The 11,376-nt window shown below is 68.2% G+C and carries 11 protein-coding genes; 3 read left to right on the top strand and 8 right to left on the bottom strand.

The window, feature by feature from the left end; genetic code table 11:
- A partial coding sequence (locus tag AC1DHX_RS13950) for an HNH endonuclease (RefSeq protein WP_476900137.1) occupies positions 1–457 on the top strand: 457 nt, incomplete at its 5' end.
- A 77-nt stretch (positions 458–534) separates the two neighbouring features.
- Here the strand turns inward: AC1DHX_RS13950 and AC1DHX_RS13945 are convergent.
- A complete protein-coding gene (locus tag AC1DHX_RS13945; RefSeq protein ID WP_476858847.1) occupies positions 535–1,407 on the bottom strand; it encodes a sulfurtransferase in 873 nt (290 codons plus the stop codon).
- A gap of 48 nt (positions 1,408–1,455) precedes the next feature.
- Here AC1DHX_RS13945 and AC1DHX_RS13940 point away from each other — a divergent pair, with 48 nt between their 5' ends.
- Positions 1,456–2,604 (top strand): PLP-dependent cysteine synthase family protein, encoded by a 1,149-nt coding sequence (locus tag AC1DHX_RS13940; RefSeq protein WP_476858848.1) that lies wholly within the window; start codon positions 1,456–1,458, stop codon positions 2,602–2,604.
- A 61-nt stretch (positions 2,605–2,665) separates the two neighbouring features.
- On the opposite strand, the gene AC1DHX_RS13935 is transcribed toward AC1DHX_RS13940, so the two are convergent.
- Positions 2,666–3,322, bottom strand: coding sequence for an MBL fold metallo-hydrolase (locus AC1DHX_RS13935; RefSeq protein ID WP_476858849.1), 657 nt, complete (start codon positions 3,320–3,322; stop codon positions 2,666–2,668).
- A 132-nt stretch (positions 3,323–3,454) separates the two neighbouring features.
- Here AC1DHX_RS13935 and AC1DHX_RS13930 point away from each other — a divergent pair, with 132 nt between their 5' ends.
- Positions 3,455–3,916 (top strand): Fur family transcriptional regulator, encoded by a 462-nt coding sequence (locus AC1DHX_RS13930; RefSeq protein ID WP_028277503.1) that lies wholly within the window; start codon positions 3,455–3,457, stop codon positions 3,914–3,916.
- A 122-nt stretch (positions 3,917–4,038) separates the two neighbouring features.
- Here AC1DHX_RS13930 and AC1DHX_RS13925 read toward each other — a convergent pair whose 3' ends face one another.
- The 6 genes from AC1DHX_RS13925 to AC1DHX_RS13900 all read right to left on the bottom strand — a co-directional run bounded on the left by AC1DHX_RS13925 (position 4,039) and on the right by AC1DHX_RS13900 (position 11,139).
- Positions 4,039–4,926 (bottom strand): metal ABC transporter permease, encoded by an 888-nt coding sequence (locus tag AC1DHX_RS13925; protein ID WP_476858850.1) that lies wholly within the window; start codon positions 4,924–4,926, stop codon positions 4,039–4,041.
- Positions 4,927–5,742 carry a metal ABC transporter ATP-binding protein gene (locus AC1DHX_RS13920; RefSeq protein WP_476858851.1) on the bottom strand — a complete coding sequence of 272 codons (816 nt, stop codon included), beginning with the start codon at positions 5,740–5,742 and terminating at the stop codon, positions 4,927–4,929. It lies immediately after the preceding gene.
- A 49-nt stretch (positions 5,743–5,791) separates the two neighbouring features.
- Positions 5,792–6,766, bottom strand: coding sequence for a metal ABC transporter solute-binding protein, Zn/Mn family (locus tag AC1DHX_RS13915; protein ID WP_476900136.1), 975 nt, complete (start codon positions 6,764–6,766; stop codon positions 5,792–5,794).
- Between the two features lie 177 nt (positions 6,767–6,943).
- The gene (locus AC1DHX_RS13910; protein ID WP_459385219.1) at positions 6,944–8,008 is read right to left on the bottom strand and encodes a hemolysin family protein; all 1,065 of its coding nucleotides are present in this window, start codon (positions 8,006–8,008) and stop codon (positions 6,944–6,946) included.
- Complete coding sequence (locus AC1DHX_RS13905; protein ID WP_476858853.1) at positions 8,005–9,342, bottom strand: hemolysin family protein; 1,338 nt, start codon at positions 9,340–9,342, stop codon at positions 8,005–8,007. The genes AC1DHX_RS13910 and AC1DHX_RS13905 overlap by 4 nt, the downstream gene beginning before the upstream one ends.
- Before the next feature lie 318 nt (positions 9,343–9,660).
- Positions 9,661–11,139 (bottom strand): GuaB1 family IMP dehydrogenase-related protein, encoded by a 1,479-nt coding sequence (locus AC1DHX_RS13900; RefSeq protein WP_476900135.1) that lies wholly within the window; start codon positions 11,137–11,139, stop codon positions 9,661–9,663.
- Positions 11,140–11,376 lie beyond the last annotated feature (237 nt).

The following is an 11,376-nucleotide window of genomic DNA, read 5'->3' as shown; positions in this document are numbered from 1 at the left end:
GGACTCCCGCGCCCGGCTCTTCCCACCCGGGCACCGCCGCTTCATCCAGGCCCGCGACGACACCTGCCGCACCCCCTACTGCGACGCGCCCATCCGCCACCTGGACCACATCATTCCCTGGCACACCGGCGGCCCGACCACCACGGACAACGCCGCCGGCCTCTGCGAAGCCTGCAACCACACCAAAGAAAACCCCGGCTGGAAAGCACGCCCCAGCCCTGAAGCCGCACCCGGATCCGGATCCGCCTCGAGCATCGGCGCGAGGCACACCCTCGAACTCACCACCCCCACCGGCCACACGTACCGTTCCACCGCGCCACCGTTGCCCGGAACACCGCTTCGGCCATCAGCCACAGACCAGCCAGGCTCCCAGCCAGGCTCCCGCCACCGGCGCCAGCTCCGGCACCAAGCCAAAACGCTCAGGCGTGGAAAACCCAAAGCGGCTGCCGCAGCCTAGGAATTATGGACCGCCCGAGGAGGAACTGGAGGCGCTCTGGGCAGCCTGCGCGGGCCGTCCAATGCTCGTGCTGGCCCTTAGCGTGAAGCCGCGTCCTCGCCGTACGGTTCCGGCCCGGTGACAACATCGTTCGCGGGACCGTGGCACCACTCCGAAAAGGACCCCGGATAGAGGGCAGCGGAAAAGCCGGCAATCTCGAGGGCGGCGATTTCATGGGCCGCTGTCACTCCGGACCCGCAGTACACGGCAGTGGGAACGCCGTCCCGGTAACCGAGCTGTTCGAAGCGCTCCCGCAGCTCCGCCGGGGCAAGGAAGCGCCCGTCAGCGCGCAGGTTCCCGGTGGTAGGGGCACTGACGGCCCCCGGAATATGGCCGGCGCGGGGATCCACGGGCTCGATTTCGCCGCGGTACCGCTCCCCCGCCCGGGCGTCCAACAGCAGCCCCCGCCGGCCCCAACTGGCGGCTTGTCCGGCGTCGATCGCGGGCATGGCGCCGTCGGACAGGGTGACGTTTCCGGGTGCGGGCTGTTCGGGTCCGGCCGCCAGCTCGAACCCGGCAGCCCGCCACGCGGCCAGGCCGCCGTCGAGCAGGTACACAGAACTGAAGCCGGCGTTGCGCAGCATCCACCACAGCCGGGCCGCAGCCATGTTGCCGCTGTCGTCGTACGCTACGACCACATCGCCGTCGTTGATGCCCCAGCGGCGCGCGGACTCCTGGAACCGCTCCGACGGCGGCAACGGATGCCTGCCGCGTTCCGGTTCCGCCGGTCCGGCAAGTTCAGTGGCGAGATCCACGAAGACGGCCCCGGGGATGTGTCCGCGCAGGTAGTGATCGTGACCGTGGGGATCCCCCAGCGCCCAGCGAACGTCGAGGAGTACTGTGCGCTGGCCGGCTGCGCCGGCGTCGTCCATCCGGTCCTTGAGGGCGGCAGCATCGAGAAGGGTGTCCATTTCCCCACTCTATCTTTGGCGTCCCGCCGCCCCCGGTAGGCTGTAGCGGTGAACACAGCGCACCTGCAGGACCGGGCCTGGGCCGACGAGGCCGTCCGCCGGATCAACGCCGAAAACAACCGCTCAGCCGACACCCACCTGTACTCGGTGCCGCTCCCGGAGCACTGGGGCGTGCAGCTGTACCTGAAGGACGAATCCACCCACCGCACCGGCAGCCTCAAGCACCGGCTGGCGCGGTCCCTGTTCCTCTTCGGCCTCGTCAACGGCTGGATCCGGGAAGGCACCACGATCGTGGAGGCATCCAGCGGCAGCACCGCCGTCTCCGAAGCCTATTTTGCGCAGCTGCTGGGACTGCCCTTCATCGCCGTGATGACCCGGACCACCAGCCGCGAGAAAATCGCCCTGATCGAACAGTTCGGCGGCTCCTGCCATCTGGTGGACCACGCCTCCGAGGTCTACGAGATGGCCGCGGATCTGGCCAGGAGCACGGGCGGGCACTACATGGACCAATTCACGTACGCCGAACGGGCCACGGACTGGCGCGGGAACAACAACATCGCCGAATCGATCTTCGGCCAGCTGGCCCTGGAGGAGCACCCGGTCCCCTGCTGGGTGGTGGTCGGGGCCGGCACCGGCGGGACCAGCGCCACGATTGGCCGGTACCTGCGCTACCACCGCTACGAGACGGGCCTCGCCGTCGTCGACCCGGAAAATTCCGCGTTCTATCCGGGCTGGCGGAACAGCCGGCCCGACGGCGGGACAGCTGGCGGCGGGACTGCTGGCGGCGGGACAGCTGGCGGCGGGACTGCAGCTGACGCACCCGCGGCGGGATTGCCCTCCCGCATCGAGGGCATCGGCCGGCCGCGGATGGAGCCGAGTTTTGTGCCCGCCGTGATCGACCACATGATCCAGGTTCCCGACGCCGCGTCGGTGGCGGCCATGCGGCATCTGAGGGACCACGCCGGGCTGCACGCGGGTCCGTCCACCGGGACCAACCTCTGGGGCGCGTGGCAGCTCATCGCCGGGATGATCGCGGAGGGCCGCCGGGGCAGTGTTGTGACCCTGATGTGCGACGCCGGGGACCGCTACGCCGGAAATTACTACAACCCGGAGTGGCTGGCGGCCCACGGCCTGGATCCCGAACCCCACGAGGCCGTGCTGGGCGAGTTCTTCCGGGCCGGCGTCTGGCCGGCCTAAACCAGCCGGCCAGCCCGTCCGTCAGCACGCCGGCCTAAGCCCGCCAAGGCGCCCGCGGAGGCTAAACCTCCGCTGTATCGCCGCTGGAGAGGTGCCGGTACTCGGTGCCGTACTTGGCGCCGATCCGGGTCACGTGCCCCTCCACCAGCCCGCGGCCCAGCTCGTTCAGCAGCGCGTCGTGGATCGGGAAGGCCTGTGGTGCGCGGACACCGATGACAAAATCCACCACTTCGCCCACCTTGTTCCACGGGGCGTGGATGGGTACAAGCAGCGTCTTGACGTCGATGCCGTCGGGGATCGCGAAGGAGTCCCCCGGGTGGTAGACGTTGCCATCGACGAGGTAGCCGACGTTGGCCACCACGGGGATCTGCGGATGGATGAGGGCGTGCTGGCCGCCAAAGGTCCTGATGGCGAAGCCCGACGTTTCAAATTCCTCGCCCGCGCCCGCCACATGGATGCGGCTTCCGGCGTCGGGCGCCTTGCCGCGGAGCGTCGCGGCCACGGCCTCCGGGGCGAAAAGCTCAAGGGTGGTGTTCGACTGCAACGCCGCGGCGACGGCGTCGACGTCCACATGGTCCGCGTGCTCGTGGGTAATGAGCACAGCATGTGCTCCGGCCAGGGCCTGGTCCGTCTCCGAAAAGGTGCCCGGGTCAAACACCAGCACCCGGCCGTCCTGTTCGAGGCGGACACAGGCGTGAGTAAATTTGGTCAGCTTCATCCGGCCAGCCTAGGCACCAGCCGTCACAGTGTCCACGAAGCGCCGCTGGCAATCTTGGGCGCTGGTAATCTTGGACATTGCCACACTCAGCGAGTCCCACCCGCGAATTCTTTTGACGAAGCGAGTTCCACGATGTCCCAAGGCGCTACCACCGGCAGCAGCCGGACTCCGGCCTCGGCACCCGTGCAGGGCAAGGAACAGCGCGTCACCAAGCAGCGCCTCGCCGTCAGTGCCGCCCTGGACGACCTGGCGGACTTCGTCAGCACCCAGGAACTGCACCGTATCCTCCAGGAGCGCGGCACCGCGGTGTCCCTCGCGACCTCCTACCGGATCCTGCAGTCCCTCGCCGACGACGGGCTGGTGGATGTCCTGCGCAACGCCGACGGCGAAGCGGTGTACCGGCGCTGCGCCGTCACCGGGCACCACCATCACCTGCTGTGCCGGAACTGCGGCAAGGCCGTGGAAGTGGAAGCACCGGCGGTCGAGGCCTGGGCCGCGCGGATCGCGAATGAGCACGGCTTCACCGCGGTGGAGCACACCGTGGAAATCTTCGGCCTGTGCCCAGAATGCACAGCCAGTCAGCCAGGCGAATAGCCGGAGCTGCTGAAATTCCCCACCTTTGACCTCGTGACCCCGGAAATCACCGGCGGGGCGCAGGGACCCGCCGGCGGCCGACGGCAAACCTGGGGAAATTCCGCCACTGTGGCGTGAGAGCGTTAAGCCGACGCAGCGGCGCTCCGCACCACCCGGCCGTTGAGTCCCCGTCTGGTCCGTGCGCCACCGATCATCCGGCAGGCCACGTAGATCAGGAAGGACAACGTGGTCACATAGGGGCTGATCGGCAGCCGGCCGCCGAGGGCCAGCAGGATGCCTCCGACGGTYGCCGTCATCGCAAAGACGATGCTCAGCGTGACAACCAGCCGGGGCGAGGACGTGACGCGCATGGCGGCGGCCGCGGGCGTGATCAGCAGGGCCAGCACCAGCAGCGCGCCCACAATCTGGATGGACAGCGCCACGCTGATCCCCAGCAGCACCATGAAACCAAGGGCGAGGGCCCGCACCGGCACGCCGCGGGCGGTGGCGACGTCGGGGTCGACACTGGCAAAGGTCAACGGCCGCCAGATGGCGGCCAGCGCCAGCATCACCACGACGGCGGCGACCGCCAGGACCTGCAGCTGGACGGTCCCGACCGATACGATCTGCCCGGTGAGCAGGCCGAACTTGTTGGCCGCCCGGCCCTCGTACAGGGACAGGAAGAGGATGCCCAGGCCAAGCCCGAAGGGCATGATGACGCCGATGATCGAGTTCTTGTCCCGTGCGCGGACCCCCATCACGCCCAGCACCAGGGCTGCCAGCACGGATCCTGCCAGCGAGCCGAGGATGATGTCGGCACCGATCAGCAGCGCGAACGCCGCGCCGGCAAAGGAGAGCTCCGAGATCCCGTGGACGGCGAAGGCGAGGTCGCGTTTCATCACGAAGGTGCCCATGATTCCGCCGAGCAGCCCGAGGACAGCGCCGGCCCAGATGGAGTTCTGCACCAGGACCAGCAGCTCGCCGTAGTTTTCGAAGTTGAAGATTGAGTGCAGCAGGTCGCCCAGATCCACTTAGCCCGCCTCGCCCGCGACTGAGTGCGCGTCCAGATGGTGGTGCGTCGCGGCGTCCGGCAGACCGACGACGATCAGCCGGCCGTTGGCCTGGATGACCTCAACACGGCTGTCATACAAATCGGAGAGCACCTCGGTGGTCATGACCTCCGCGGGTGTGCCCACCCGGAACTTTCCGCCGGCCAGGTACAGGACCCGGTCCACGTAGTCCATGATCGGGTTGATCTCGTGGGTCACGAACACCACGGCACTGTCCGCGTCGCGGCATTGCCTGTTGATCAGCGCGCTGACGCCCTGCTGGTGCTGAAGGTCTAGGGAGAGCAGCGGCTCGTCGCACAGCAGCACCTTGGGATCGGTCGCGAGGGCCTGCGCCACGCGCAGGCGCTGCTGCTCACCGCCGGAAAGCTGCCCCACCGGCACCTTGGCGTAGTCGGTGGCGCCCACAAGCTCCAGGAGTTCATCGACTTTACGGTTCACCTTGGCGCCGCCGAGGCGGATGCCCCAGCGGTGGCCGTCGACGCCGAGGGCCACGAGGTCGCGGGCGCGCAGGGGCGTATCGGGGTCGAATGATTTCTGCTGGGGCACGTAGCCGATCCGGCGGCTTCCCCGTTCAACGGGGTGGCCGTCGAGCACGGCCGTTCCCGTGCTCAGTTCCTGCAATCCCAGCAGGACCTTCAGGAAGGTGGTCTTGCCGCTGCCGTTGGGCCCGAGCACGGCAAAGAATTCACCCGGGTTGATGTCCAGGTCCAGGCCCTCCCAGAGAGTCCGTTGGCCGAACGCCAGGGAGGCGCCGCGCAGGCTCACTACCGGTGTCAAAAGGGGTTTCCTCGATTTTCCGCGGAGATGGCTGCTCCCGCTGTTGCGATCATCCTAGGGCCTTGCCGATGCTCTCCACGTTTCCGGTCATCCACTGCAGGTAGGACTGGCCGTCCGGGAGGGTCTCGCTGAAGTTCACGACCGGGACGCCGGCGTTCTCGGCGGCTTTTTTCACCGCCGCCGTCTGCGGTCCCTCGGTCTGGGTATTGTAGGCCAGCAGCCTTACGCCCCGGGATGCCACGAGATCGACGGTGGTCTTGAGCACGGCGGGCGGGACGTCGGCGTCCTCCTCGATCGCCGCCGTGTACTCGGCCGGGGTCTCGTTCTCCAGTCCGGCGTCCTCGAGCAGGTACAGCGGTACAGGCTCGGTGACGGCCACGGGCGCGTGGCCCGCCGAGGACTTGATGGCGGCGAGCTTCGTTTCCAGGCCGCCGAGCGAGTCCTTGAAGGCCGCCGCGTTGCTCCGGAACGTCTGCGCCGAGGCCGGTTCCAGCGAGCCCAGCTTCTCGGCCACGGCGTCCGCGAGGCGGGACATGGCARGCAGGCTGTACCAGACGTGTTCGTTCAGCCCCGTGGACCCGTGGGTGTGGCCGGCGGAGTCGGGGCTCGCCGCTGGCGGGCTTTCGCTGGCAGTGCTTTCGGAGACAAGCCCTGAAAYATCCACGGCGCTGATGACGCTGCCGCGGTCCAGGCCGGTGTCGGTCGCCAGGGTGTCCATGAAGGCGTCGTATCCCCCGCCGTTCTCCACCACCAGCTCGGCCTTGGAGACGGCCAGCTTGTCCTGCGTGGTGGCCTCGTAGGAGTGCGGGTCCTGGCTGGTGCGGTTGATGATCGAGCTGACCCGGACCTTGTCGCCGCCGATGCTGGAGACGATGTCGCCGTACACGCTGGTGGATGCGACGACGTTGACCACGCCGTCCCCCGCGGTCCCCCGGGGGCTGCCGGACGTCGGACTGCACGCGGTGAGCAGGAGGCCCAGGCCGGCAAGACCAGCCAGCAGGACTCGGGCAGCGGGACGACGCACGGAAAACCTCGGATCTGTTATTGAGAATCAGGAGCAATAGCAACAGCCCGAGTGTATCCCTAAATAGGAATCATTCCTATTTAGGGATACACGGCGTGCCCCGCCGGTGCCCGGCCGCAGCTGGGCTGCCCGTTACTGGACCGGCCGTTACTTGGCTGCCCGATATTGGGCTGCCCCCTACTGGTCCTGGCCCAGCCTGCGGTAGCCGGTGGCCTGCGTCGCGTCCCGGATTTCGCCGACGAGCTGCTCGATCACGTCTTCGAGGAACAGCACTCCCTGAGTCAGCCCATCGGGTCCGATCACGCGCGCCAGGTGCGAGCCCGTGCGCTGCATGACGGACATGGCCTGCTCGATTTCGTCGTCCATGGCGAGGTTCGCCAGCGACCGGATGCGGCTTTCCGCAATCGGCTGGTGGTACCCGGCGTCCGGGATGGACAGCACGTCCTTGATATGGAGGTAGCCGGCCAGCATGCCGTCGTCGTCGAGCATCGGGAAGCGCGAGAACCCGGTCCGGCTCACTGCCTTTTCGAATTCGACCGGCGTGGTGGCCGCCTTGAGCATGACGAGCTTGCCCAGCGGAACCATCACACGGGACGCGGTGTGTTCGGAGAACTCGAGCGCTCCGGTGATGAGTCCGGCGTCGTCGTCCACGAGTCCGTGGCGGGTGGATTCCTGCACGATCGACTGCACTTCTTCAAGAGTGAAGGTGGAGGTCACCTCGTCCTTCGGCTCAATCCGCATCAGCTTCAGGATGTGGTTCGCGGACCAGTTAAGCGCCGCAATGACGGGCTTGACGAGCCGCCCGATGAACATCAGCGGCGGCGCCAGCAGCAGCGCAGCCTTGTCCGCGACGGACACGGAGATGTTCTTGGGCACCATTTCGCCGAATGTGACGTGCAGGAACGTCACCAACAGCAGGGCGACGGCGAAGGCCACAATGTTTGCGACCTCCTCGGGGACGCCCGCCGCTTCCAGCGGCACGGCCAGGAGGTGGTGGATCGCGGGCTCGGCCACCTGCAGGATCAGCAGCGAGCAGACGGTGATGCCGAGCTGGGCGCAGGCGAGCATGAGGGAAACGTTTTCCATCGCCCGCAGGGTGGTCTGCGCGCGCTTCGAACCCGCCTCGGCCAGCGGCTCGATCTGGCTGCGGCGGGCCGACATGACGGCGAATTCGGCGGCCACGAAGAAGGCGTTGCCCACCAGGAGGAACGCAAGCCAGAGGATTCCGGCCCAGTCGCTCACGCGGCACCTGCCTGGCTGGCGGGCTGGCCGTCGCCTGACACCCGGACGGGCCGGAAACAGATCCGGTCGATCCGGCGGCCGTCCATGCGGGTCACGCTGAGTGTCCCGCCGACGACGTCGACCGTGTCGCCGACTGCCGCGATGCGGCCGAGCTGGCTCATGACGTAGCCTCCCACCGTTTCGTAGGCAGCCTCGTCGGGCACGGTCAGGCCCGGGATCTGTTCGGAGAGTTCATCCGGCCGGAGCAGGCCCGGGAAGTACCAGTCCCCCGAGGCGCTTTGGAGCAGGCCGGGCCGGACCTTGTCATGCTCATCGGCCACTTCCCCGACGATTTCCTCCACGAGGTCCTCCAGCGTGGTGATGCCGGCGGTTCCACCGTATTCATCCAGGACCACGGCCAGTTGCAGGTTGCCCTCGCGCAGTTCGGCGAGGAGGGCGTCCAGATGGATGGTTTCGGGGACCCGGAGCACGTCGGTCATGATGGCCCCCGCCTGCAGCTTGGCGCGGCGGTCCGCGGGCACGGCAATGGCCTTCTTGATGTGGACCACGCCGCGGATGTCATCGGAGGACTCGCCGATCACGGGGAACCGGGAGTATCCGGTGCGCTTGGCGGCCTCGACGATATCCGAGACCGGCTGGTCGGCATCGACGGTCTCCACGCGGATGCGGGGGGTCATGACGTCCGCGGCGGTCCGCCCGGAGAACTTCAGGGTTCGGGCGATGAAGTTGGCCGTTCCGGCGTCGAGGGTGCCCATGGCCGCGGAGCGGCGCACAAGCGAGGCCAGCTCGGCCGGGGTGCGGGCGCCGGAGATTTCTTCCTTGGCCTCCAGGCCGAAGACGTTGAGGACCTTGTTGGAGAAGCCGTTGAGCACCACGATGGCGGGCTTGAAGATGGCGGTGAACACCAGCTGGGGCCGGGCCACGGCCTTGCCGATCGGGAAGGACAGCGCAATGGCCATGTTCTTGGGCACCAGCTCGCCGATCACCATGGAGAGCAGGGTGGCCACCGCCATTGCCAGGACCAGGGACAGCGAGGCAGCCGCCGCCGGCGGGACACCGAGCGCGGTGAGCGGGCCTTCAAGCAGCTTGCCCACGGACGGTTCCATGACATAGCCGGTCAGCAGCGTGGTCATAGTGATGCCCAGCTGGCAGCTGGAAAGCTGGGTGGAAAGTGACTTGAGACATCTGAGCAACGGCTCGGCGGCGGTGTCGCCGGTGTCAACGGCGCGCTGCACGGTGGCCTGGTCCAGGGCGACCAGGGAAAATTCCACGGCGACAAAGAAGCCGGTGCCGAGGATGAGCAGGAGACCTGCTGCGAGGAGTAGCCATTCCATGTCAGCGGCCTGCTTCCGCAGCAGCGCATGGCATGTGCCGCGTCAGGGGACGCAAATGCGGGAAGGCCCGGCCTGGCGGAGGATGGTCGGCGGCGGCCGACCCTGTTTCCTGGATAGCTCCGGAATGGCGTGCGGCCGGAGAGTGATGGGCGCGTGAACGGGGTTTGCCGGCTCTGCGGGTGGACTGGGCGGGAACGGTTTCCGTACTCCGCTGACAGCCCCCAGGCCGGCACCTAGATTTACTGTCCATAAGAATTTCAGTCTACAGGAGCAACCGCTGCCAGCCCCGGACCGCCCGCGTCACCGGCCGCGCCGGGTTCACCAGCTCTGCGGGACGGGCCGGCCCTCCTCGTACCCGGCCGCGGACTGGATGCCTGCCACGGCGCGTTCCCGGAAAGCGGCGAGATCGGCAGCGCCGGCGTAGCTCATGGAACTGCGCAGGCCCGCGGTGATCATGTCCAGCAGGTCCTCGACGCCGGGCCGGGCCGCGTCGACGTACATGCGGGAGGTGGAGATGCCCTCCTCGAAGAGGGCCTTGCGGTCCTTTTCAAAGGCGCCCTCGCGTTGGTTGCGGTTCTGCACCGCSCGGGCGGACGCCATGCCGAAGCTCTCCTTGTACTGCCGKCCCGMCGMGTCGAGCWGCAGRTCCCCGGGGCTYTCGTGCGTRCCGGCAAACCAGGAGCCGATCATGACCTGGCTGGCCCCGGCGGCCAGGGCCAGGGCGACGTCGCGCGGGTAGCGGACCCCGCCGTCGGCCCATACCCGGCCGCCGGCTTCCCGGGCCGCGGCGGAGCATTCGAGGACGGTACTGAACTGGGGGCGGCCCACGGCCGTCATCATGCGCGTCGTGCACATGGCGCCGGGGCCCACCCCGACCTTAACGATGTCCGCCCCGGCCTCGATGAGCTCACGTGTGGCATCGCCGGTGACGACGTTGCCGGCGACCACCGGCACGCCGGGGTTGAGACCCTTCACGGCGGCGAGGGCGTCGAACATTTTCTGCTGGTGCCCGTGTGCGGTGTCGAGGACCAGCACGTTGACGCCGGCCGCCAGCAATTCGGCGGCCCGTCCGGCCACGTCGCCGTTGATTCCGACGGCGGCAGCGACCTTCAGCCTGCCGTCGTCGTCCAGGGACGGCCGGTAGAGCGTGGAGCGCAGGGCGCCCTTACGGGTGAGCACGCCGGCCAGGACCCCGYCCTGCTGCACCGGTGCGTAGTCGGTTCCGGCGGCGTCCATCGCTTCAAAGGCGCGGCGGAGGGCCTGCGCAGCATCGGCCGCCGACCCGCCCCCAAACAATCCGCCGGCGAGCGGTCCGCCGTCGAGCACCAGCGGCTGGTGGCGGATGACGGAGGCCAGTGACGCGAAACGGTCCTGGCCCTCGCAGTCGGTGGCCCGGACAACACCGGTGACCGCGCCGGAGTCGTCCACCACCACAACGGCCCCGTGCGGCCGCTTGCCCATCAGGTGGAGGGCATCAATGACGGTGTCCGTGGGCGCGAGCGTGACGGGGGTTTCCAGGACCGGGTGGCGTCCCTTGATCCAGGCCGTGACGTCACGGATGACGTCGAGCGGGACGTCCTGCGGCAGGACTCCAAGGCCGCCGCGGCGGGCCATGGTCTCGGCCATCCGCTTCCCCGTGACCGCCGTCATGTTCGCCGCCACCAGCGGGATCGCGGAGCCGGTCCCGTCGTCGGCCGCGAGGTCGACGTCCAGGCGGGAGGTGACATCGGACCGGGACGGGACCAGGAAGAGGTCCGAGTAGGTCAGATCGGTGGTGGGCTCATTCAGGAAACGCACTGCTGCTCCTTTGCTGGCACCCGCAGCTGGCACCGTCGGCGACAAACGGGTTCTCACTGCATTCTAGGGCGGTTTCCGGCGGGGCCGGCACCGAGTCCGGCACCGCGTCCGGCCTCGCGCAGGGCACCGCATGTGGGCCGCATGTGGGCCGATTCTGCCACTCTTCTTCACCGCAATTCGGCGGCTGCCGGGGCGGATCATGATTTGGGTCACGCTTATTGGCGGTTTGGCCAGAAT

This window comes from Arthrobacter sp. 05N33_2 (assembly GCF_056397425.1).
This window is presented reverse-complemented; position numbering and strand designations above follow the sequence as displayed.